General features: G+C 74.1%; 24 protein-coding genes. 16 read left to right on the top strand and 8 right to left on the bottom strand.

Annotation, left to right across the window (positions count from 1 at the left end; all coding sequences use genetic code 11):
* Positions 1-175: 175 nt before the first annotated feature.
* On the bottom strand, positions 176-982 hold the full coding sequence (locus tag AB0B20_RS17555; protein ID WP_357389666.1) for a hypothetical protein: 807 nt from the start codon (positions 980-982) through the stop codon (positions 176-178).
* A gap of 74 nt (positions 983-1,056) precedes the next feature.
* Between AB0B20_RS17555 and AB0B20_RS17560 the strand changes: the two genes are divergently transcribed.
* Positions 1,057-2,001 carry a Ppx/GppA phosphatase family protein gene (locus AB0B20_RS17560; RefSeq protein WP_357471763.1) on the top strand — a complete coding sequence of 315 codons (945 nt, stop codon included), beginning with the start codon at positions 1,057-1,059 and terminating at the stop codon, positions 1,999-2,001.
* A gap of 75 nt (positions 2,002-2,076) precedes the next feature.
* Entirely contained in the window at positions 2,077-2,883 is an 807-nt protein-coding gene (locus AB0B20_RS17565; protein ID WP_357389670.1) for a sugar phosphate isomerase/epimerase, read from the top strand.
* A gap of 31 nt (positions 2,884-2,914) precedes the next feature.
* Here AB0B20_RS17565 and AB0B20_RS17570 read toward each other — a convergent pair whose 3' ends face one another.
* Genes AB0B20_RS17570 through AB0B20_RS17580 form a run of 3 tightly spaced genes read right to left on the bottom strand, consistent with a single transcriptional unit; the run spans position 2,915 to position 4,953 of the window.
* Positions 2,915-3,481, bottom strand: coding sequence for a CGNR zinc finger domain-containing protein (locus AB0B20_RS17570; protein WP_357389672.1), 567 nt, complete (start codon positions 3,479-3,481; stop codon positions 2,915-2,917).
* A 19-nt stretch (positions 3,482-3,500) separates the two neighbouring features.
* Positions 3,501-4,667 (bottom strand): glutathionylspermidine synthase family protein, encoded by a 1,167-nt coding sequence (locus tag AB0B20_RS17575; RefSeq protein ID WP_357389674.1) that lies wholly within the window; start codon positions 4,665-4,667, stop codon positions 3,501-3,503.
* 1 nt (position 4,668) lies between these two features.
* A complete protein-coding gene (locus AB0B20_RS17580) occupies positions 4,669-4,953 on the bottom strand; it encodes a hypothetical protein (protein WP_357389676.1) in 285 nt (94 codons plus the stop codon).
* Between the two features lie 118 nt (positions 4,954-5,071).
* Here AB0B20_RS17580 and AB0B20_RS17585 point away from each other — a divergent pair, with 118 nt between their 5' ends.
* Positions 5,072-5,992, top strand: coding sequence for a proline dehydrogenase family protein (locus AB0B20_RS17585; RefSeq protein ID WP_357389678.1), 921 nt, complete (start codon positions 5,072-5,074; stop codon positions 5,990-5,992).
* A gap of 1 nt (position 5,993) precedes the next feature.
* Here the strand turns inward: AB0B20_RS17585 and AB0B20_RS17590 are convergent, their stop codons facing one another.
* On the bottom strand, positions 5,994-6,398 hold the full coding sequence (locus AB0B20_RS17590) for a VOC family protein (protein WP_357471766.1): 405 nt from the start codon (positions 6,396-6,398) through the stop codon (positions 5,994-5,996).
* Positions 6,399-6,474: 76 nt separating this feature from the next.
* Here AB0B20_RS17590 and AB0B20_RS17595 point away from each other — a divergent pair, with 76 nt between their 5' ends.
* The 11 genes from AB0B20_RS17595 to AB0B20_RS17645 all read left to right on the top strand — a co-directional run bounded on the left by AB0B20_RS17595 (position 6,475) and on the right by AB0B20_RS17645 (position 16,454).
* Positions 6,475-7,269 carry an alpha/beta hydrolase gene (locus AB0B20_RS17595; RefSeq protein WP_357389682.1) on the top strand — a complete coding sequence of 265 codons (795 nt, stop codon included), beginning with the start codon at positions 6,475-6,477 and terminating at the stop codon, positions 7,267-7,269.
* Positions 7,262-7,831: a TetR-like C-terminal domain-containing protein gene (locus AB0B20_RS17600; RefSeq protein ID WP_357389684.1), complete on the top strand. Its 570-nt coding sequence runs from the start codon at positions 7,262-7,264 to the stop codon at positions 7,829-7,831. Before AB0B20_RS17595 ends, AB0B20_RS17600 begins: the two co-directional genes overlap by 8 nt.
* On the top strand, positions 7,828-8,163 hold the full coding sequence (locus AB0B20_RS17605; protein ID WP_357389686.1) for a YrdB family protein: 336 nt from the start codon (positions 7,828-7,830) through the stop codon (positions 8,161-8,163). Before AB0B20_RS17600 ends, AB0B20_RS17605 begins: the two co-directional genes overlap by 4 nt.
* Positions 8,164-8,280: 117 nt before the next feature.
* Positions 8,281-9,837: a hypothetical protein gene (locus AB0B20_RS17610; RefSeq protein WP_357471769.1), complete on the top strand. Its 1,557-nt coding sequence runs from the start codon at positions 8,281-8,283 to the stop codon at positions 9,835-9,837.
* A 29-nt stretch (positions 9,838-9,866) separates the two neighbouring features.
* The gene (locus AB0B20_RS17615; RefSeq protein ID WP_357471772.1) at positions 9,867-11,264 is read left to right on the top strand and encodes an efflux RND transporter periplasmic adaptor subunit; all 1,398 of its coding nucleotides are present in this window, start codon (positions 9,867-9,869) and stop codon (positions 11,262-11,264) included.
* Positions 11,261-12,148 (top strand): ABC transporter ATP-binding protein, encoded by an 888-nt coding sequence (locus AB0B20_RS17620; RefSeq protein WP_357471775.1) that lies wholly within the window; start codon positions 11,261-11,263, stop codon positions 12,146-12,148. The genes AB0B20_RS17615 and AB0B20_RS17620 overlap by 4 nt, the downstream gene beginning before the upstream one ends.
* A complete protein-coding gene (locus tag AB0B20_RS17625; protein WP_357389694.1) occupies positions 12,145-13,329 on the top strand; it encodes an ABC transporter permease in 1,185 nt (394 codons plus the stop codon). The genes AB0B20_RS17620 and AB0B20_RS17625 overlap by 4 nt, the downstream gene beginning before the upstream one ends.
* 212 nt (positions 13,330-13,541) lie before the next feature.
* Positions 13,542-13,751, top strand: coding sequence for a helix-turn-helix domain-containing protein (locus AB0B20_RS17630; RefSeq protein ID WP_013288759.1), 210 nt, complete (start codon positions 13,542-13,544; stop codon positions 13,749-13,751).
* Positions 13,752-13,972: 221 nt separating this feature from the next.
* The gene (locus tag AB0B20_RS17635) at positions 13,973-14,074 is read left to right on the top strand and encodes an AURKAIP1/COX24 domain-containing protein (protein WP_007465623.1); all 102 of its coding nucleotides are present in this window, start codon (positions 13,973-13,975) and stop codon (positions 14,072-14,074) included.
* 119 nt (positions 14,075-14,193) lie between these two features.
* Positions 14,194-15,267, top strand: a complete 1,074-nt coding sequence (locus AB0B20_RS17640; protein WP_357389696.1) for an NAD-dependent epimerase/dehydratase family protein — start codon at positions 14,194-14,196, stop codon at positions 15,265-15,267.
* Positions 15,268-15,596: 329 nt separating this feature from the next.
* Positions 15,597-16,454, top strand: a complete 858-nt coding sequence (locus AB0B20_RS17645) for a lysophospholipid acyltransferase family protein (protein WP_357389735.1) — start codon at positions 15,597-15,599, stop codon at positions 16,452-16,454.
* A 6-nt stretch (positions 16,455-16,460) separates the two neighbouring features.
* On the opposite strand, the gene AB0B20_RS17650 is transcribed toward AB0B20_RS17645, so the two are convergent.
* The 3 genes from AB0B20_RS17650 to AB0B20_RS17660 all read right to left on the bottom strand — a co-directional run bounded on the left by AB0B20_RS17650 (position 16,461) and on the right by AB0B20_RS17660 (position 19,563).
* On the bottom strand, positions 16,461-17,339 hold the full coding sequence (locus AB0B20_RS17650) for an HAD-IB family hydrolase (protein ID WP_357471778.1): 879 nt from the start codon (positions 17,337-17,339) through the stop codon (positions 16,461-16,463).
* 112 nt (positions 17,340-17,451) lie between these two features.
* A complete protein-coding gene (locus AB0B20_RS17655) occupies positions 17,452-18,309 on the bottom strand; it encodes a DUF5667 domain-containing protein (protein ID WP_357389700.1) in 858 nt (285 codons plus the stop codon).
* Positions 18,310-18,591: 282 nt separating this feature from the next.
* Positions 18,592-19,563, bottom strand: a complete 972-nt coding sequence (locus AB0B20_RS17660; protein ID WP_357471781.1) for an ECF subfamily RNA polymerase sigma factor, BldN family — start codon at positions 19,561-19,563, stop codon at positions 18,592-18,594.
* A gap of 708 nt (positions 19,564-20,271) precedes the next feature.
* On the opposite strand from AB0B20_RS17660, the gene AB0B20_RS17665 reads away from it, so the two are divergent.
* Positions 20,272-20,526: a glutaredoxin family protein gene (locus tag AB0B20_RS17665; protein ID WP_013288752.1), complete on the top strand. Its 255-nt coding sequence runs from the start codon at positions 20,272-20,274 to the stop codon at positions 20,524-20,526.
* Between the two features lie 24 nt (positions 20,527-20,550).
* Complete coding sequence (locus tag AB0B20_RS17670; protein ID WP_357389737.1) at positions 20,551-21,192, top strand: HAD hydrolase-like protein; 642 nt, start codon at positions 20,551-20,553, stop codon at positions 21,190-21,192.
* Positions 21,193-21,199: the final 7 nt, after the last annotated feature.

A 21,199-nucleotide genomic window follows, 5' to 3' on the forward strand; every position in this document is an offset into this window, starting at 1 on the left:
CTCAAGCAGGTCGACGGCTGGCGCGACATGCCGCTGACCAAGGCCGCCCAGACCGTCCAGGTGTCGGCCTACCCCGACCACTACGCCCAGTGGGAGCAGCAGGCCGCTGACCTGGTCGCCGAGCACTGGAACAAGTAAGCGAGACAGGCCGGCACCCCGAACGGGGTGCCGGCCTTCACGCGCTTGCCGGGTGCGGGGCGACCTGGCCCTGGCGCTGCCGGGCGGCGCAGAGCTCGGCGAGCTTCGCGTACGCGGGCGCGCCGATCAGCGCGGTCAGCTCCGGGCCGTACGAGACGTACATCGGGTCGGTGCCGACGTGCGCGTCGGTGGAGGACGTGCACCACCAGTCGAGGTCGTGCCCGCCCGCGCCCCAGCCGCGCCTGTCGAACTCGGCGAGCGTGGAGATCAGCACCTTCGTGTTGTCCGGCCGCTTGTGCCACTCCTGGTCGCGGCGTACCGGCAACTGCCAGCAGACGTCCGGCTTGTACTCCAGCGGGTGCACCCCGTCGCGCAGCGCCTGGGCGTGCAGCGCGCAGCCGCCACCGCCGGGGAAGTCGGCGTCGTTGAGGAACACGCACGGGGCGTCCACGTCGCGGGTGGCGGTACGCCGGGCCGGGGTCTTGCCGTCGACCGTGTCGTTCTCGGTCCAGTTCTTGAACCCGCGCCGGAAGTGCTGCCACGTCTCCGGCGTCAGCCGCTTCACCGCGGCCCGGACCCGCTTCTCGTCGTCGGAGTCGGTGAAGAACGCGCCGTGCGAGCAGCAGCCGTCGGCGGCCCGTCCGGCGATGATGCCGTGGCAGCCCTGGCCGAAGACGCACGTCCAGCGGGACAGGAGCCAGGTGAGGTCGGCGCGGACGACATGCTTCGGGTCGGCCGGGTCGACGAACTCGATCCACTCCCGTGGGAAGTCCAGCCCGACCTCGCGGCTGCGCGGGTCCTCGGGGTCGTCCACCAGCACGTGAAGCTCGATCTGCCCTGTCACTCGGACCAGCGTACGCGCGGTGACCCCGCCCGGCCGTCGAGCCGACGAAACGTGTTGGCCCTAGGGTCTTTCCCATGCGACTGGGTGTCCTCGACGTCGGTTCCAACACGGTGCACCTGCTGGTGGTGGACGCCCACCACGGCGCGCATCCCTGGCCGGCGCACTCGGAGAAGGTGGTGCTGCGGCTGGCCGAGCAGATCGGGCCGGACGGCGCGCTCACCGTCGGTGGCGCGGACGGCCTGGTCAAGGCGGTCGGCATGGCCAGGGCGGCGGCGGACGGGCTGGGCGCCGAGGATCTGCTGGCGTTCGCCACGAGCGCGGTCCGCGACGCCACGAACGCCGCCGACGTGCTGGCGCGCGTCCGCGACGAGACCGGCGTACGCCTGGAGGTGCTCTCCGGCGCGGACGAGGCGCGGATGACGTTCCTGGCGGTGCGGCGGTGGTTCGGCTGGTCCGCAGGGCGGCTGCTGGCGATGGACATCGGCGGCGGCTCGCTGGAGCTGGCCGCCGGCATCGACGAGCACCCGGACGTGGCGATCTCGCTGCCGCTCGGCGCGGGGCGGCTCAGCCGGGAGCGGCTCGCCGTCGATCCGGCCGGCGCGGCGCCGCCGCCGGCCGAGGCCGTGGAGGAACTGCGGGCGTACGTGGACGCGCAGCTCGACCCGGTGGTGGAGCAGTTGACAGCGGTGGGCTGGGAGCGTCCGGTCGCCACCTCGAAGACCTTTCGCACGCTGGCCCGGCTGGCCGGAGCGGCACCCTCCGGCGCGGGACTGTGGGCTCGGCGCAGCCTGACCCGTACCGGCCTGCGGCAGGTGCTCGGGTTCATCAGGCACATCCCGCCGGCCCAGCTGCCCGAGCTGGAGGGGGTCAGCGCGCAGCGGGCGCACCAGCTCCTCGCGGGCGCGGTGGTGGCCGAGGCGGTGATGCGCCGGCTCGACGTGGACTGCGTGGACATCTGCCCGTGGGCGCTACGGGAGGGCGTGATCCTGCGCCGGCTGGATCAGCTCGCGCCGATGTGACCGTACGAGCGCTCTGGGTAGTTTTGCGGTTGCTCGTCCCGATGCTCGCTGGCGGTTGGGGCTACCCTCGAAAGCGTGACCTACCGCGTTCCGGTGCTCCTGTCCACGTCCTCGGTCTTTCCCGAACGGACCGCAGCGGCGTTCCAGCTCGCCGCCGAACTCGGCTACGACGGCCTCGAAGTGATGGTCTGGACCGACCCGGTCAGCCAGGACGCGGGCGCGCTGCGCGGCCTCGCCGAGCACTACGGCGTACCGGTGCTGTCGGTGCACGCCCCGTGCCTGCTCGTCACCCAGCGGGTGTGGAGCCCCGACCCGTGGGAGCGGCTGCGCAAGGCCGCCGAGCTGGCCGAGACGCTGGAGGCGCCGACGGTCGTGGTGCACCCGCCGTTCACCTGGCAGCGTGACTACGCGCGCACCTTCGCCGACGGGCTCGACACCATCGCCGGGCAGTTCGGTGGGCTGCACTTCGGGGTGGAGAACATGTACCCCGTGCGGATGGCCGGGCGGCAATTCGTCCCGTACGCGCCGGGCTGGGATCCGACCGAGATCGGGTACGCCTCGTACACGCTCGACCTGTCGCACTGCGCGGCCTCGCACACCGACGCGATGGCGATGGCCGACCGGATGGGCTCCGGGCTGGCACACGTGCACCTGGGCGACGGCACCGGCGAGGGGCGCGACGAGCACCTCGTGCCGGGTCGCGGCGGCCAGCCCTGCGCGGAGATGCTGCGCTCGCTGGCCGGGCGGGGCTTCACCGGCTCGGTGGCGGTGGAGGTGACCACCCGGGGCGCCAAGAGCCGCGCGGTCCGTGAGGCGGACCTGCGGGAGTCGCTGGAGTTCGCCCGGGCGAACCTGACCGCGCCCTCGCCTGTCGACGTCTGACCGCGACGCGTCGCCCCGGCCGGGCGGCGGGTCAGCTCACCGGGGACAGCGGCTGCGCCGGTACGGCCTGCTCGCCGACCGCGGCCCGCTTGCGGGCCCGATGCGCCGCCACGTGGGAGCGGGTGGCGCAGCGCTCGGAGCAGAACCGGCGGCAGCAGTTGGACGAGGTGTCCAGGTAGACGTTGCCGCAGCGGTCGTCGGCGCAGACCCCGAAGCGGGCGCTGCCGTACTCGCAGAGCCACACCGACAGGCCCCAGACGGCACCCGCCAGGTATTCGGCGGAGACCGACGCGCCCCGGCTGGTCACGTGCATGTGCCAGTCGGAGGAGTCGTGGCCGGAGATGCGCGGCTGCACCGGGAACGCCTCCAGCAGCGCGTTCAGCTCCGCCACCGCCTCGTTGTCCCGGCCGGAGGTGCCGTATTCGAAGACGTCCCGGAGGCGCTTCTGCGCCCGCCGGAAGATCGCGAGGTCCCGTTCCGCGACCTCGTCGCGCATCCAGGCGTTCTCGTCCGGGAAGAGGGCCCGCAGGCCGTCGAGGTCGTCCAGCCGGGCGTTGACGAGCTCGACCCCGGTCCGGGCGTACGCGTCGAAGTTCACGACACCAACGGTAGACGACTCACGGCAGACGCGGTGCGTCGATGTAGTGGGGCAGGAACCGCGCGTAACCGTCGGTGATGAGGCTTTCGCTTTCCCGTACGCCCGCGCCGGCCGACTCGCCGTCCACGATCCAGCTGCCGAGCACCGTCCGGTTGCCCTCGAACTCGGGCAACGCGCGGAACTCCTGGAAGCAGAAGCCCTCCTCGCCGTAGATCCCCGGGTTGGTGATCTCCGTGCCGCCGGTCACGATGCGTACCGATCCGCCTTCGCGGCCGAGCAGCGGCTTGGCCACGTACTCGGTCATGCCGCGCGGCGAGTCCAGGTACGCGGGCAGCAGGTACTCGTGCCCGGGGTACAGCTCCCAGAGCACCGCGAGCAGCGCCTTGTTCGACAGCAGCAGCTTCCAGGCCGGCTCGATCCAGGTGGTGGGCGTGCCGGGGTCGAGCGCCGGCCGCCCGTACGGCTCGGCGAGCATCCACTCCCATGGGTAGAGCTTGAAGCAGGTGGTGATCGGCCGGTCGTCGGCGTCGACGAAGCGCCGCCCGTCCCAGCCGACCCGCTGGATCGGCATGAGCGTCACGTCCAGCCCGGCCTGGCGGGCCGTCTCGGCCAGGTAACCCGCGGTGATCTGGTCCTCGCCCGACTCCTCCTCGGAGGACCAGAGCACGTGCGCCCGCGGCTCGTGCAGCCCGGCGCCGATCTTGGCCCAGGCGCCGACGAGGCGTTCGTGCAGGCTGTTCCACTGGTCCGCGTCCGGGCGGGTGTGCTCCAGCCAGTACCACTGCACGATGCTCGCCTCGACCAGCGCGGTCGGGGTGTCGGCGTTGTACTCCAGCATCTTCGGCGGCCCGCTGCCGTCGTACCAGAGGTCGAACCGGCCGTAGAGCGTCGGCGGGGACTCGCGCAGCGAGCGTGCGACCGCCTCGGCGGCCCACTCGGGGATGCCGAACTCGGCGTACCGGTTGCGGGCCACCACGTGCTCGGCGGCGGCCACCGACATCCGGTGCAACTCCTCGGTGGCCTCCTCCAGCCGGAGCACCTCGTCCAGCGTGAACGCGTACGCCGCCGTCTCGTCCCAGTACGACATGATCTCGCCGTCGGGCAGCTCGGTGTCGACGTACACCAGGCCCTGGGCCCGGATGGTCTCGTCCCAGCCGGGGCGCGGCGTGCTCGCCTCGCGACGCACGTCAGCCGCCGCAGGAGGCGAGGTGGGTGCCGAAGCCGCCGCGTTCGGGCAGCGCGGAGGTCGTCGGGAACGCCTCGCCGCGCGCGCCGGTGGTGGCCGTCGCCGCCGGTACGCGCTGGGCGACGGCGACGACGTCGCCGCCCCCGCCGGCCGGGCCGAGCGCGCAGTCGTCATCGTCGTCGTCGTAACCGTTGTTGCAGCCGGAGAGCGCGAGGGCCAGCGCGGTCAGCGCGCCGAGCTGCACGGAGGCCGAGCGGAGCCGGCGCCGGGGGTGTCGTCGATCCACGTGAACGTTGTAGCCGATCCTCGCCAGCCGGGGGTGCCCGGCCCAGGTCGGAGGAGGGTGCGGGGCGGGCCTCGGACGTACCCGGCGGGGGTCCGGTGGTGAGCGTTACGCTCGGCTCATGCTCCGTTCCGTCATCCTCGCCGCCTCCCGGTCTTCCCAGGTGGAGCGGCTCGTCGCGACGGCCCCGTTCACCCGGGACGTCGTCCGCCGGTTCGTCGCCGGCGCCGCCACCGACGACGCGCTGCGCGCCACCCGCGAGCTGGTCGCCGACGGCCAAGCGGTCACCCTCGACTACCTGGGCGAGGACACCACCACCCCGGAGCAGGCGAATGCCACCCGGGACGAATACCTCACGCTGCTGAGTCGCCTCGCCGCCGCCGGGCTCACCCCGGGCGCCGAGGTCAGTGTGAAGCTGTCCGCGCTGGGCCAGATGTTCGACGAGCAGTTGGCGTACGACAACGCGCGGGCGATCTGCGCGGCGGCCGACGCGGCGGGCACCACAGTCACGCTGGACATGGAGGACCACACCACCACCGACTCGACGCTGGACATCCTGGCGAAGCTGCGCAAGGACCACCCGTCGACGGGCGCGGTGCTCCAGGCGTACCTGCGTCGGACCGAGTCGGACTGCCGGGAGCTGGCCTCGGCCGGGTCGCGGGTGCGGTTGTGCAAGGGCGCGTACAAGGAGCCGGAGTCGGTGGCCTACCAGTCCGCCCGCGAGGTGGACAAGTCGTACGTGCGCTGCATGAACGTGCTGATGTCCGGCGACGGCTACCCGATGCTGGCCACGCACGACCCGCGGCTGATCGCGATCGGGGAGGACCGGGCCCGCTGGTTCGACCGCGACCCGGCCCGGTTCGAGTTCCAGATGCTCTATGGCATCCGCCCGGAGGAGCAGCAGCGCCTGGTCGGCGAGGGTTACACGGTGCGGACGTACGTCCCCTACGGCGACCAGTGGTACGGCTACCTGATGCGCCGGCTCGCGGAGCGCCCGGCCAACCTGGCGTTCTTCGGCCGCGCGGTGCTGTCGAAGAAGTGAGTCAGTCGTTCGACCAGGCCCGGGTGCACAGCACGAGGCGGTAGCCGTCCGGGTCGGCGAACGTGACGCCCCACCTGTCCCAGTACGGGCCGGCGGAGACCCTGGTCCCGCCGGCCCGTTCCAGTCTCGGGACCAGCTCGTCGTCGGCCGGGCCGTCGAGGTAGAGCACGAACAGGTCCTCCCCGGTGGGACGCGGCTCGACCGCGAGCGTCGCGCCGCCGACCAGCTCCAGGTGCCAGCCCGCCCCGGGCAGCCCGAGCATCACCAGGTCGTGCTCGTCCGCGTGACCGCCCTCGCTCCGGTAGAGCACGTCCAGGCCCAGCCCCTGCGTCCAGAACCGTTCGGCGGTGGCGAGGTCGCGGCTCGGGCGGGCGAGGCGTACGTGGGTGTCGGCGGTGATCGGCATGCCCGGGATCGTGCGACCTCATCCCGGGTTGAGGTCAAGCTTGACGGCGATGGCTAATACCATTAGCTTCACGGCTATGACGGTTAGCCAGGTGGCGCGGGACGGCGGCACGATCGCGTACGAGGTGCACGGGTCAGGACCGCTCGTGGTCCTCTCGCACGGCATGGGGGAGAACCGGGCGGCCTTCCGCCACCTGACGCCCCGGCTGGTCGCGGCCGGTTACCGGGTCGCCTCGGTCGACGTACGCGGGCACGGCGACTCCAGCCCGCACTGGCCCACGTACGCCCCCGAGCAGGTCGGCGGCGACCTGCTCGCCGTGGTACGGGCACTCGGCGGCGAGCCCGCCACCCTGGTCGGCAGCTCCTCCAGCGCCGCCGCCGTGGTCTTCGCCGCCGCCGAGGCGCCCGAACTGGTGAGCGGCCTCGTGCAGGTCAGTCCGTTCGTCGGCACGCCGAAGCCGAACCCGCTGATGCGTGTCGCGCAGGCGGCAGTGCTGCGCAGCCCTCGGCTGTTCGGGCTGTTCCACCGCACGCTGTTCCCCTGCGGGCGGCCGGCCGACGACGCCGCGTACCGCAAGGAGCTGGTCGCCAAGCTGCGCGGCCGGATGGCCGCGGTGCGCGGCGTGATCGCACCGGCCGACCCGCACTGGACCGCCCGCGCCCCCGAGGTGCGCCGCCCGGTGCTGGTGCTGATGGGTACGAAGGACCCGGACTTCCCCGACCCGGGCGCCGAGGCGCGGGCCGCGCGCCGGCTGTTCGCCGTGGCCGAGGCCCGGATGGTCGCCGACTCCGGGCACTACCCGCACGCCGACCAGCCCGACGCCACCGCCGCCGACCTGGTCGAGTTCCTGGCGGTGACCGCACGTGCCTAGGGCCGGCCTGACCCCGGCGACTGTGGTGCGGGAGGCCGCCGCGCTCGCCGACGAGGTCGGTTACGAGCGGCTGACCCTTGCCGCGCTCGCGGCCCGGCTCGGCGTCGCGCTGCCGAGCCTCTACAAGCACGTCCGGGGCGCGGACGCGCTGCACCAGAAGCTGGCTGTGCTCGCCACCGCCGAGATCGCCGACGTGCTCACGGCCGCCGCCGCCGGTCGCTCCGGCGGCGACGCGTTGCGCGCCGTCGCCGCCGCCTACCGGGAGTACGCGCGGCGGCACCCCGGCCGCTACCCGGCCGCCCAGCGCGCACCCGACCCGGCCGACCCCGACCACCTGGCCGCCGGGGAGCGCGCGGTCGGCGCGATCCGCGCCATCCTGCTCGGGTACGGCCTCGACGGCGACGCCGCCACCGACGCCATCCGGATGTTCCGGGCCGCCGTGCACGGCTTCGTCGCGCTGGAGGCGGCAGGCGGCTTCGGGCTGCCCCGCGACACCGACCGTTCCTTCGGCGAGCTGGTCGCCGGCCTGGACCGTGCCTACCTCTCCTGGGAGAACCGATGAAGGCGCTGCTGCTCGGCGTGATCTTCCTGCTGGAACTGGCCCTGCTGGGCTCGGCCGGATACTGGGGCTTCACGCTCGGCGCCGGCTGGCCGGTACGCCTGCTGGCGGGGCTCGGGACGCCGCTGGTGATCGCCGTGGTGTGGGGGTTGTTCTGCTCGCCGCGTGCCACTGTGACGTTGCCCGACCCGGCCAAGCTCGCCGTCCAGGCCGCCTGCTTCGTCACCGGCGGCGTGCTGCTGACCTTGGCCGGCCACGCGGTTCCCGGAGTCGCCCTGGTGGCTCTATGGACCGCAGACAAGACCGCGTTGACGCTGACAGGCACCCCGATCTGAGAGATCTTGGAAGGATTCGGCCCCTATTGGGGGCCCTTTCGTACCAAGATCTCGGGGCGCGGCGGAACCGGGGCGGGGCTCTTTCCCGGAACGCCCGATTGGTCGTACCCTTCGCCGGTGACCGACGGCGACGAGCAGCCTCCCGGCCGGGCGACGGACGGCGACGAGTCTCGTCCCACCGCCGGCATGGCCGACGCGAGCGCCGCTGACACCAGCGCCGCCCCCGTCGTGGTGGACGTCCCCGTCTACGCACCGGCACCGGCACCGGCACCGGCTGCGGCACCGGCACCGGCTGCGGCTGCGGCACCGGCACCGGCTGCGGCTGCGGCTGCGGCACCGGCACCGGCTGCGGTGTCGTCGCCGTACCCCGTCACCGTCGCGGAGCCGTACCCTGTACCGCCGGCGCAGCCGGACCCGGCGCGGACAGTGCCGGGACGACGGCGGTGGGCGCTCTGGACCGCGCTCGGACTCGCGCTCGGCCTGGTGGCGGGCGCGGTGCCCGGCGTACTCCTGCGGGAGCCGCCACCGGACGCGGCCGGGCGGACGGCCGCGAAGGACGACCCGGGCACGGCGGCGCAGCGGCGGCTCGGCGAGCGGATGCTCGCGCTGCTGGACCGGCAGGCCACCGCCCTCGTCGGCGCGGACCGGGCCGGCTTCCTCGCGGTCGCCGAACCGGCGGCCCGGGCGGGGCTGACCCGCCGGTACGAGGCGCTGCGGGCGCTGCGCGTCACCACCTGGCGGTCGACGGCCGACGGGGTGCCGGCGGCGGTCGACGGCAAGCCGGGGGAGTGGCGGTTCGTGGTCACAGTCGGCTACTGCTTCGTGGTGCCCGACTGCGCGCCGAGCACGGTGGAACTCGGCACGCGCTGGCGGCTGACGGGGGAGGAGCCCCGGCTGGCCGCCGTGGACCCGTCCGCCACGGACCCGGCGGGCGTGCGCCCGTGGCAGGTGAGCGACCTCGCGGTGGCGGTCGGCAAGCGGGTCGTGGTGGCCACCACGCCCGCCCAGCGGCGCCGGCTGCCCGGCCTGCTCGCCCAGGCCGAGACCGCCGCCCTGGCCGCCGACCGGTACGCGATCGGCGGGACGCCGCCGGACCGGTATCTCGTCTACTACGCCGGGAAGGGCGAGTGGCAGCGCTGGTACGGCGGCGGCCGGCCGAAGTGGACCGCCGGGTACGCGGTGGGCGTCGGCGGGGGACGGCACGACGTTGTGCTCAACGCCCAGATCGTCACCCCGGCCGGCATCGACGACCTGCTCCGCCACGAGCTGACCCATGCCGCCTCGCTGCCCGACCGGGGCTACGCCGACCGCGCGGACTGGTGGCTGGTGGAAGGGCTGGCCGAGTACGCCGGGGCCGACGGCCAGCCCGTGCACCGCTACGACGGCCTGGCCGAGGTGCGGAAGCTGCTGCGCGGCGGGTGGTCCGGGCGGCTGGACGCGGTGGCGCCCGCCGACGACGCCGGCGACGACCGGGTCGGCGGTGCCTACGGCGTCAGCTACCTGGCCGTACGCCATCTGGTCGACAGGTACGGCGAACAGCGGATGCTGGACTTCTACCGGGCCGTCGTGCACCAGGGCCGGTCCCCGGCGCAGGCCGCCGACGAGGTGTTCGGCGACCCGTGGTCGATGCTGCACGACGACTGCGTGGCCTATGTGCGTGGCGTGGTCGGCTGACACGTCGACGTCTGTCGACGGGTCGTAGCATGGGCCGGGTGGCCCGCACCTCCTCGCCGCGGCTGCCCGCGGCCCGCCGCCCCCGTCTCGTCACCGCGGTGCTCGCCGTCGTCGCGCTGACCGGCACGACCGCCGCGTCCTGCGGCGACGACGCCCCGGCGGTGACAGTCGCCCAGGTCTCCCGCGCGCCGGTGAGCGAGGTGATCGACGCTCCGGCCACCGTCACCGCGCGAGCCGCGGCCACCCTCACCGCACCCGCCGACGGCACGCTGTCCCGCCTGCGGGTGCAGCCGGGACAGCGGGTGGCCCGGGGGCAGGTGCTCGCGGTGATCGACTCGCCGTCGGCCCGGGACCGCCTGGCGAAGGCGCGGGACGCGCTGCGCGCGGCGAAGCGGGCCGGGCGGGGCACCGGCACCGGCGACCTGGGCGGCAGCCGGCGCGGCACCGACCGGGCCGCCGACGAGGCGTTCGCCGCCGCCCGCACCGCCGCCGGCAGGGTCGGCGACCCGCGGGTACGCGCGGCGCTGCTGCTCCAGGTCCAGTCGGCGCAGCGACAGTACGAGTCGGCTGCCCGCGCCGCCGACCGGGCCGTCGCGCAGGTGCAGCGCGGGGTGGCCGGCCTGAACAGCGCCGTCGGCGCGCTGTCGGCCGCGCAACGACTCCAGGCCCAGCAGGCGTACGACCTGGCGAAGGCGACTGTGGACGCGCTGACGTTGCGCGCCCCGATCGCCGGTGTGGTGCAGCCGGGCGGCACCCGGTCGGCGGCGCCGGCCGACCTGGCCGGGCTGCTCGGTGCGGCGGGTGGCGCCGGAGTGCCCGGTCTCGACCCGTCGGCGCTGGGCGGTGGCGGGCAGGGCGGTCCGCCGCCGGGCGTTGACGACGCGATTCCGGCCGGGGGCCGGGTCACCGCCGGCACCCCGGTGCTCACCGTCGTGGACATCGGCCGGCTCGGCCTGCTCGCCGAGGTGGACGAGACCGACGTGCTGCTGGTCCGGGCCGGGGTGCCCGCGTCGGTCGAGCTGGACGCGGTGACCGGCGCGACGTACGAGGCGACGGTGCGGTCGGTCGACGTGCTGCCGAGCAGTTCGGCCCGGGGTGGCGTCACCTACCGGGTCCGGCTCGACCTGGGCGCCGGCCGCCTCGGTGAGGCCGAGGCCGCGCCGGCGCCCCGCCCCGGCATGAACGCCGTGGTGCGGCTGCGGGTGCGGGAGGCGGCCGACGCGGTGGCGGTGCCGGCGTCGGCGGTGTTCTCCGCCGACGGGCGGGACGCGGTCTGGGTGCTGCGCGACGGCCGGGCCGACCGGGTGCCGGTGACGGTCGGCGTGCAGGGGCAGGACCTGGTGCAGATCGTCGACGGCGTACGGGCCGGTGACCGGGTGGTGGTGCGCGGCGCCGACCAGGTGCGCGACGGCCAGGAGCTGCCGTGACCGTACCGGCGGTCGAGGCGGTCGACGTCTGGCGCACGTACGAGCTGGACGGGGTGTCGGTGTCCGCGCTGCGCGGGGTGTCGCTCACCATCGACCAGGGCGAGTACGTGGCGGTGATCGGGCCGTCCGGCTCGGGCAAGTCGACGCTGATGCACCTGCTCGGCGGGCTGGACCGGCCCAGCGGCGGCCGGCTGGTGATCGGCGGGCGGGACGTGACCACGCTCACCGCGCCGGAGCTGGCGACGCTGCGCAACGAGACGATCGGCTTCGTGTTCCAGGCGTTCCACCTGCTGGCCCGTACGTCGGCAGTGGACAACGTGGCGTTACCCCTGGTCTACCGGGGTGTCGGGGCGCGGCAGCGGCGGGAGCGCGCGGCGGCGATGCTGGGCCGGGTCGGGCTCGGCCACCGGCTGCACCACCGGCCCAACCAGCTCTCCGGCGGTGAGCAGCAGCGGGTGGCGATCGCCCGGGCGCTGGTCACCGAACCGGCGGTGCTGCTCGCCGACGAGCCGACCGGCAACCTGGACAGCGCCACCGGCGAGGCGGTGCTGGAGCTGCTGGAACGGCTGAACGCCGAGTCCGGGGTGGCGCTGGTGATGGTGACCCACGACCAGGAGGTGGCCGCCCGGGCACACCGGCGGATAGCGGTACGGGACGGGCTGATCCGGTCCGACAGCGCTCATGATCGACCGCTGTCGGACGGATCCGGCGGACCTGCGACACTGGACCCCGCTCCCAGCGCGGAGCCCCGGTCCGCGTCCGGAAGCGGCCCGGGGCACCCGTCCGGTGGCCCCGGTGGCGCCATCGGGGCCACCGGGCGCCTTCCGCGGGCCGAGGAGCGCCTACCGCCCGAGGGCCGCCGCCGACAGGGCGGCGCCGGATGAGGCTTGCCGAGGCGTGGCGGGTGGCGTCGGACGCGTTGCGGGCCAACCGGCTGCGCAGCCTGCTCACCATGCTCGGGGTGATCATCGGGGTGGCCTCGGTGGTGATCCTGGTGGCCATCGGCACCGGCACGAAACAGCAGGTCGAGCAGCAGGTCGAAGGACTCGGATCGAATTTGCTGCTGGTGGTGCCGGGCCGGATCGAGGTGGGCAACGCGCCTGTGGTGTCGCCGCTGGACCTCGGCGACGCCGACGCGGTCTCCCGGGTGGTCGGCGACCCCGGCCGGGTCGCCGTCACGGTGGCCTCCGGCGCGACCGCGCGGGCCGGCAACCGGTCCGACTTCACCACGGTGCAGGGCGTGCTGGAGACCACCCCGTCGGTGTTCACCAGGTCGCTGTCGCGGGGCCGCTACCTCACCGGGGCGGACGTGGACACCAGCCGCCGGGTGGCGGTGCTCGGCGACTCGGTGGCCCGGGCGCTCTTTCCCGACCGTGACCCGCTCGGCCAGCAGGTCACGCTGGCCGGTGTGCGGTTCCGGGTGATCGGCGTCTTCGCCCCGCTCGGGCAGAGCCTCGGCGTGGACCGGGACGACGAGGTGCACGTACCGGTGACGGCGGCGCAACGGCTCTGGGGCACGCAGCGCATCGACGGCATCGCGGTCAAGGCACCGGACCGGGAACGGATCGACGAACTCGGCGACCGGATCGTCGCGGAGCTGTCCCGCCGGCACCCGGACACCGAGTTCAGCGCCGTCACCCAGCGGCAGATCCTCGGTGTGCTCGGCGACATCCTGGGCGTCCTGACCGGCGTACTGGCCGCCATCGCGGGCATCTCGCTGCTGGTCGGCGGCGTCGGCGTCTCGAACATCATGCTGGTCTCGGTACGCGAGCGGACCCGCGAGATCGGCCTGCGCAAGGCGGTGGGCGCCCGCCCTCGCGACATCGGCGTGCAGTTCCTGCTGGAGGCGGTGCTGCTCACCTCGGTCGGCGGCCTGGCCGGGATGGCGCTGGGCGTGGGCACCGCGCTGCTCGTGGACGCGTTCTCGCCGATCCCGGCGGCGATCACCTGGTGGTCGCTGGCGCTGGCGTTCGGCGTCTCCGCGGCGGTCGGCATCGTCTTCGGCGTGGTGCCGGCACAGCGGGCCGGACGGCTCGACCCGGTGGTGGCGCTGCGCGCCGAGTGAACACCGGTAGCGGATTCGGACGAGACACCCGTCCGGGCGAAAAAGCCCTGGTGGACATCGGGTGAACGGCTGTCCCGCCATGATCAAAGGGTGGAAGGGATCGCGCAGGTCACAGCCGTCCCGCTACCGTACTGGTAACACGCGCGTCGCTCGTCGAGGCGGAAGCACCTGCCCGGTGACACGCGCCGGGCACGGGAATGGGTCGGTGAGCCATGGCCGGGTCGCAGTCCGACGCACGACTGTCGGATGTCAGGTTCCTGACCGTCGCCGAGGTGGCGACGGTCATGCGGGTCTCCAAGATGACCGTCTACCGTCTCGTGCACAGCGGTGAGCTGACCGCGGTGCGGGTCGGCCGGTCGTTCCGGGTGCCCGAGCACGCCGTGCACGAATACCTCAGGGGCGCCTTCCAGGAGTCCGCCTGAGCCCTCGGCGCCCGGTCCGCCCGAGTGCGACGAAAGGGGCATCGACGGGGGCGCGTTGGTCCTGCTGACGCACTCCGGTTAGGCTGGACCACGACCGTGATCGCCCTCTGGTGTGCCCTGCCCACCACGCTGGTCCGGTCCGTTGTCCGCAAGCGGTCAGGATGCCACCTCGCGGTGGTGTTCTCCGGTCCGCCCCGCACGTTGCATCGAAAGGCTGTCGTATGGGCTCGGTGGTCAAGAAGCGCCGCAAGCGCATGGCTAAGAAGAAGCACCGCAAGCTGCTGCGCAAGACCCGCGTCCAGCGTCGCCGTCTCGGCAAGTGACCGGGCCGGGCTCCGGCCCGGCACCCGGCACCACTTGCCAACTGTCGACCCTCGGAGGCTCAGGTGATCAGGCCGTGGACGTCCCGGCTCGATCCCGCCTGCCGCGCTAGGCGCTCGACATGACCCCCGGTGACACCTCCGGTGCCCCGGGGGTCGTCGTCGTGACCGGGGTCGGTCGCTGGCTCGGCGCCCACGTGGCCGCCCGGCTCGCCGCCGACGAGCGGATCGAGCGCGTCATCGGCGTCGACCCGGCGCCGCCCAACCCCGAGCTGGCCGACCTGCTCTCCGACGTCGAGCGGATCCGCCTGGACCTCGACTCGCTCGGTGGCCTCCTGCTCGACCTCGACGTCGACACGGTGGTGCACCTGGCGCTGGTCAGCGCCCCCGACCCGCAGCAGGGCGGCCGGGCGGGGATGAAGGAACAGAACGTCATCGGCACCATGCAGCTGCTCGCCGCCGCGCAGCGCGCGCCCCGGCTGCGCAAGCTCGTGGTCCGCTCGTCCACCGCCGCGTACGGGGTGTCGTTCCGGGATCCGGCCGTCTTCACCGAGGAGACCGAGCCGCGCGAGGTGCCGCGCGGCGGTTTCGGCCGCGACATACTCGACATCGAGGGGTACGTCCGCGGGTTCCGCCGCCGCCGTCCCGACGTCACCGCGACGGTGCTGCGGTTCGCGCCGTTCATCGGGTACGCCGCCGACACCACGCTCACCCGCTACTTCTCGCAGCCCGTGGTGCCCACCGTCTTCGGCCGCGACCCGCGCCTGCAGTTCGTGCACTTCGACGACGCGCTGGAGGTGCTGCACCGGTCCGTCGCCGAGGACCACCCGGGCACCTACAACGTGGCCGGGCCGGGGGTGCTGTCGCTGTCGCAGGCGATCCGCCGGGCCGGTCGGGTGGCGGTGCCGGTGCTGGAACCGGGGCTGGCCGGGGTCGCCGCAGTGGCCCGCAGTCTGGGCTTCGGCCGGTACGGCTTGGACCAGGTGGACCTCTTCGTGCACGGTCGGGTGGTGGACACCAGCCGACTGGAGCGGGAGTACGGCTTCACGCCCCGCTCGACCGCCGCCGCGTTCGAGGACTTCATCCGCGCCCACCACGGCGGCGTCGTGGTCACCCGCGATCAGTTGGCCGCCGCCGAGCAGTTGGTGCTGGAGAGCATCAGGCAGGTCCGGTCGACCGTACGGGAGCGTTCGTGAGCAGCCCCGACGAGCGGCGTGACGCGCGCTACGACGTACCGCTGGAGTTGCCGGATCCGGGCGCGGAGCCGGCGCGGCGCAACGGGCACCGGCGGGTGACCGCGCCGTCCGCCCGCCCGGCGACGCCGCCGGACGAGCCGGACACCTCCGCCGACGAGCCGGGCGTCGCCGCCAGCGCGGGCATTCCGGGCCCGGCCACGCCGCACCAGGCCGCGAAGAAGACTGTGGCGAAGAAGACGGTCGCCAAGAAGGCCGTGGCGAAGAAGGCCGTCGCGCCGCAGGCACCCGCAGACGAGGCGTCGACCGACGCCGCGCCGTCGGGGCCGGCGGTGGCCGACCGGCCGGGGGACCAGTGGGACCGCCGGGTGGCCAAGGGGCTGGCGTTCCTGCGGCGGCGGCTGGCCGGCGACTACGAGGTGGACGAGTTCGGCTTCGACCCCGACCTGACCGACGCGGTGGTCCACCCGCTGGTCCGGCTGCTCTACCGGGACTGGTTCCGCACCGAGGTCACCGGCCTCGAGCACGTGCCCGCCGACGGCGCCGGCCTGGTCGTCGGCAACCACTCCGGCACTGTGGCGCTCGACGCGCTGATCCTCTCCACCGCACTGCACGACCGGCACCCGGCGCACCGCTACCTGCGGCTGCTCGGCGCCGACCTGGTCTTCCGGATGCCCGTCGTCTCGGAGATAGCGCGCAAGACCGGCGGCACCGTCGCGTGCAACCCGGACGCGGAGCGGCTGCTCGGCAACGGCGAACTGGTGGGCGTGTTCCCGGAGGGCTTCAAGGGCGTCGGCAAGCTCTACGCCGACCGCTACAAGCTCCAGCGCTTCGGCCGGGGCGGGTTCGTCTCCGCCGCGCTGCGCACCGGCACGCCGATCGTGCCGGTGGCGATAGTGGGCGGCGAGGAGATCTATCCGATGCTGGCCGACATCAAGCCGCTGGCCCGGCTGCTCAAACTGCCGTACTTCCCGGTCACGCCGACGTTCCCCTGGCTGGGGCCGCTGGGCATGGTGCCGCTGCCGAGCAAGTGGCTGATCGAGTTCTGCCCGCCGATCCCGACCGCGCACCTGCGGGACGCCGCCGACGACCCGCTTGTGGTGTTCAACCTCGCCGACCAGGTGCGGGAGACGATCCAGCAGACGCTGCACAAGCTGCTCGAACGCCGGCCGGACCCGTTCGGCCCCTGAGCCGGTTCAGGCGTCGCGGTGGCGGCGCCGGTGCAGCGCCAGGCCGGCGGTGACCGCTCCGGCGAGCAGCCCGGCCGCCGCGGTGGAGGGGACGGCGATGCGTGCGGCCCGCCGCCCGGTGCGGAAGTCGCGCACGTCCCAGCCCCGCTCGCGGGCCTGCCGCAGCAGCGCCGGGTCGGGGTTGACCGCCACCGCACGGCCGACGGCGGAGAGCATCGGCAGGTCGTTCGCCGAGTCGCTGTAGGCCGCGCACCGGGCCAGGTCCAGCCCTTCCACGGCGGCGAGCTGGGTGACCGCCTCGGCCTTCGCCGGCCCGTGCATCAGGTCGCCGACCAGCCGCCCGGTGTACGCGCCGTCGACCACCTCGGCCACCGTGCCGATCGCGCCGGTCAGGCCGAGCCGGGCCGCGATCACCCGGCCGATCTCCACCGGGGCGGCGCTGACCAGCCAGACCCGCTCGCCCGCGTCGAGGTGACGCTGGGCCAGGCGGCGCGTGCCGGCCCAGATGCGCGGCGCCATCAGCTCGTCGAAGATCTCGTCGGCGAGGCGTTCGATGTCGTCCACCCGCCAGCCCTGGACGAAGGCGAGCGCCGCCTCCTTGGCCTGCGACATGTCGCCCGCGTGCTCGGTGGCGAGCAGCCGGAACCGCGCCTGCTGCCAGGCGAACCGGGCCAGGTCACCGGTGGTGAAGTACTTCCGGGCGGCCAGCCCGCGGGCGAACCAGTAGATCGAGGCGCCCTGCATCATCGTGTTGTCGACGTCGAAGAACGCGGCGGCGGTCGGGTCCGGCGTGACTGTGGTCGCCGGTGCCGACGGGGTCTCCGACCAGCCCGCGGTGTGCCCGTGCGCGTCGGTGCTGACGGTCACCTTCCGGCTTCCGGCCACGGTGACCTCCCTGCCTCGACGACGGCGTGCGCCCTCCTCGTCGAGCGTATCCGGCACCGTGTGGCGGCCGGGTGCCCGCCGGGAGAAGTGTGGCGCGGTAGGCGTCCGCCGCTCAGCGGTCGGCCGGGCAGGTGGCCGGAGCGGGCCCGAGCGTGTCGCTGGCCCGCGGTGCGGGCAGCCCGCAGGCGATCGCCTCGCGGAGCGCGTCCGCGCGCTTGCCCGCCGCGTCGAGCAGCGCCAGGGAGCGGCGGGTGCGCTCGCGGTCGGCGTGGTCGGGCCGGTCGAGCAGGCCGCTGACGACCCGGCGCTGGCCGGCCAGGAAGGTGTCCACCGCGTCCAGCGCCGTCGGGTCGGAGCGCTGCGCGGCGACAGTGGTCAGCAGGCGTACGCCCTGGCGGGTGTCCGCGTCCATGTCGTCCAGGACGGCACTGAAGCCGACGCGGTCGTCGCGCACCGAGGCGGCCTCGTCGAGCCGGGTGCGGGCGAAGTCGAGGAAGAGCTGCCCACGGCCGATGTCCGAGCTGGCGAGCGCGAGCTGGGCGCGTTCGGTGGAGCGCTTCATGCCGTACAGGGCGTCGCCGGGCAGCGCGTTCTCGCTCGCGGCGGAGATGCCGGAGAGGGCTATCGCCCCGGCGGCCACGCCGACCAGGATCGCTCCCCGGGCCCGCGCCCGGCGGCCGGTGATGGCGGGCAGCAGCGTGCCGCGTACACCGGTGGTGGCGGTCTTGGCCGGGGCACCGACGCCCTCGCGCTCGGCGGTGGCCACGAGCATCGCCCGCAGGCCGGTACGGAACTCGGCGTCCACCTCGACGTCGGGCCGGTCTGCGGTGAGCCGGCGGCTCACCTCGACGAGCGCGGCGAGTTCGTCGTCCGCCCTGGACCGGACGTGGTGCCGGCGCCCGCCGTTGGCCTCGTCGAGGAGTTGCGCGAAGCGCTCGGCTCGCCGACGGGAGAAGAGGTCGCTGTCCACCGCGGCACCCCCTCTCGCTGGTCACGGCCGGACGGCCGTCGTCGTCACCAGCGACCGGTGGCAGCGTGTGGCCCAGGGCCGACCGGGACGGCCGACCTGACCCGCCGGACCGGGTGGCCCGGGGGACGCCGGGACAACCACTGGTCGCACCCGGAGAAACGGACCGCGCCGGTCGCCGGTTACGGCCGGGACGGCGGAAGAAATCACCGGGAGTGAGGGGCGAGCGGGCACGTCGGGCATGCGACACCGCCCGGCGTCCGTGCGCCGGGAGGGTACGACAGGTCAGGAGTGGAAACCGTCGGGCAGCAGCCGGGCCAGCGCCCGGACCGCCCGGTACTGGAGGGCCTTGATGGCGCCCTCGTTCTTGCCCATGGCGCGGGCCGTCTCGGCCACCGAGAAGCCCTGGAGGAAACGCAGCACGATGCACTCCTGCTGCTCCGGGTTGAGCTGCTTGACGGCGGTGAGCAGGGCGACGTTGGTGATGTGCTCCACCACCGCGGCCTCCGGGCTGCCCTCCGGCCCGCGGTCCTCCCGGTCGGCGTCCAGGACGTCACCGGTGGTGACCTCCAGCCGGTAGCGCCCGGACTTGAAGTGGTCGGCGACCAGGTTGCGGGCGATGGTGACCAGCCAGGCGCCGAGGTCGCGCCCCTGCCAGGTGAAGCTGCCGATCCGCTTGAGCGCCCGCAGGAACGTGTCGGAGGTGAGGTCCTCGGCGAGCTGGCGGTTGCCGACCCGGAAGTAGACGAACCGGAAGACGGTGTCCACGTACCTGTCGTAGATCAGCCCGAACGCCTCGGACTCGCCCGCCTGCGCGCGCTCGACGAGCGTCCACACCTCGGTCGCCGGGTCGGACGGGTCGGGGCGGCTGGGGAAGCCGGTGGTGGGCGCGGCGGCCGGCACGGCCGGCAGGACGGCGGTGTCGCCTGTGGTCACCGCCGGCAGGATCGCGGTCTCGGCGGCGGACGGCTCACTCCCGGTCGCCGCGTCGCCGCGTCGCGCCTGGGCGGGCATGGCCGGGCGGGTAGGGCTGCCCAGGCGGCCGGTCGCGGGCTTCGCGTTGCCGCCGGGCGCCGCGGGTCTCGGTGGCGCCTCGTTCGTGTGGTGCGCGCGGCTGCGTGCCCGCCAGCCCTCGCCGCGGACCGCGAGCTGGCCGTCGGCGCCCCGGGGGCCGGGGTCGGCGCGCTCGTTGAGCGGGTTGCGCTGGGCCGGGCCGGTGACACCGGATGGTCGTTCGGCGTACCCGAAGGTGGTCACCGCGCCTCCCCGGTCCGAGCGGACAGTGACCGTGCCGCGGGCCATGGTGGCGCCGGAGGACCGGGTGGCACCCGGTCGGGCACGGCCGGGTCGGGACGTGCCGACGCGCGGCAGATCCCCTTGAGGTGCTGGTCCAATGCGCTCAACGGCACGGGGGCCTCCTCGGGCTGAGGGGTGTCGACTCACGGCAAATGGGGTGAGCCGACCCGAGTGATGATAGGGCCAACGTCACCCACGCGTGGCAAGTCCGTTACACAGAGCGGAAGTATTTCCCGCCAGGTCGCACACATGGCGGACCAGTTGTCCGTCGCGCGTGGTTGACTTTCGCGCCGGAACCTGGTCCGCAGTGGAAAGTCCTGGTCGGAGCCGATTTTCTTTTCGCTCGGCGTGTCGCGGGGGTGGTGCGGCGGGCTCATCTCGGGCTGTCCGCCGGACACCTGTGGAGATCCTCGTCCCGTGGCAGGGAATCCCACGCTACGGCAATTGCAGTCCCGTGCGGGGGACCCGGCGGGCGTGTCCGGCATGGCCCGGCGGACACGGCGCGCCCGCCGCGCGCGTAACCTGGCCCGGTTCGAGTGCCCGACCGCAGTCGAGTTCGTCGGCAGCCCGCCGCACCCGGCGACCGGGAAGGCGCGCAAGGCCGAGCCGCGCCCGGCGCCCGCGTCCCGTCGCCGGCGCCGCCGACCGAGATCCGCACGGAGGTAACCGATGTCCAGTGACCCGAGGCTCATCCTGATCACCCGGCCCGGCTGCCACCTGTGCGACGACGCGAAGGCCGCGCTCGACCGGGTGGTGGCGGTCACCGGCGACCGCTGGGTGGAGCGGGACGTCACCGGCGACCTGGAGATGGAGCGCGACTACGGCGACCGGCTGCCGGTGGTGCTGCTCGACGGCAAGGAGCACGGCTACTGGCGGGTCGAGGAGGACCGGCTGCTGCGCGATCTGACCACGCCGCAGCTCTAGCCTTAGAGTGCTCGGGTGACGGGTATGCGACGCCACCTCGTGTGGGACTGGAACGGAACGCTCCTCGACGACCTCGACCTGGTGGTCCGGGCCACCAACGTCGCCTTCGCCAGCGCCGGCGGGCCGGCGGTCACCGCGGCCGAGCACCGGGTGCGGTTCCGGCGGCCGATCGCCGACTACTACGCCGAGATGCTCGGCCGGGCCGTGGACGCCGAGTCGTTCGGGACGCTGGACCGGGTCTTCCACGACGCGTACCGGGCCGGGCTCACCACCTGCGCCCTGGCCGCCGACGCCACCGCCGCGATCGAGGCGTGGGAGGGCAGCCAGTCCCTGCTGTCCATGTGGTTCCACGACGAGCTGGTGCCGACCGTGCACACGTACGGGCTGACCCCGCACTTCCGCCGGGTGGACGGGCTGCGCGCCACTGTCGGCGGCGGGCACAAGGCCGAGTGGCTGGAGAAGCACCTGGCCGAGCTGGGGCTGGGCGGGCACGAGGTGGTGCTGATCGGTGACTCGCTCGACGACGCCGACGCGGCCGCCTCGGTCGGCGCCCGCTGCGTCCTCTACACCGGCGGCCTCTCCGACCCGGACCGGCTGCGCGACAGCGGCCACCCGGCCGCCGACACGCTCACCGACGCGGTGACACTGGCCCGCACGCTGGCCTGACCGGCCC

It is taken from the genome of Micromonospora sp. NPDC049151 (genome assembly GCF_040648395.1).
Taxonomy (GTDB): Bacteria; Actinomycetota; Actinomycetes; order Mycobacteriales; family Micromonosporaceae; genus Micromonospora.

Coding starts and splice junctions, on each gene's coding strand:
- AB0B20_RS17670 (WP_357389737.1), top strand. CDS start 20,551: ATGCGACGCCACCTCGTGTGGGACTGGAACGGAACGCTCCTCGACGAC.
- AB0B20_RS17640 (WP_357389696.1), top strand. CDS start 14,194: ATGACCCCCGGTGACACCTCCGGTGCCCCGGGGGTCGTCGTCGTGACC.
- AB0B20_RS17595 (WP_357389682.1), top strand. CDS start 6,475: ATGACGGTTAGCCAGGTGGCGCGGGACGGCGGCACGATCGCGTACGAG.
- AB0B20_RS17585 (WP_357389678.1), top strand. CDS start 5,072: ATGCTCCGTTCCGTCATCCTCGCCGCCTCCCGGTCTTCCCAGGTGGAG.
- AB0B20_RS17665 (WP_013288752.1), top strand. CDS start 20,272: ATGTCCAGTGACCCGAGGCTCATCCTGATCACCCGGCCCGGCTGCCAC.
- AB0B20_RS17630 (WP_013288759.1), top strand. CDS start 13,542: ATGGCCGGGTCGCAGTCCGACGCACGACTGTCGGATGTCAGGTTCCTG.
- AB0B20_RS17615 (WP_357471772.1), top strand. CDS start 9,867: ATGGGCCGGGTGGCCCGCACCTCCTCGCCGCGGCTGCCCGCGGCCCGC.
- AB0B20_RS17560 (WP_357471763.1), top strand. CDS start 1,057: ATGCGACTGGGTGTCCTCGACGTCGGTTCCAACACGGTGCACCTGCTG.
- AB0B20_RS17590 (WP_357471766.1), bottom strand. CDS start 6,398: ATGCCGATCACCGCCGACACCCACGTACGCCTCGCCCGCCCGAGCCGC.
- AB0B20_RS17635 (WP_007465623.1), top strand. CDS start 13,973: ATGGGCTCGGTGGTCAAGAAGCGCCGCAAGCGCATGGCTAAGAAGAAG.
- AB0B20_RS17605 (WP_357389686.1), top strand. CDS start 7,828: ATGAAGGCGCTGCTGCTCGGCGTGATCTTCCTGCTGGAACTGGCCCTG.
- AB0B20_RS17625 (WP_357389694.1), top strand. CDS start 12,145: ATGAGGCTTGCCGAGGCGTGGCGGGTGGCGTCGGACGCGTTGCGGGCC.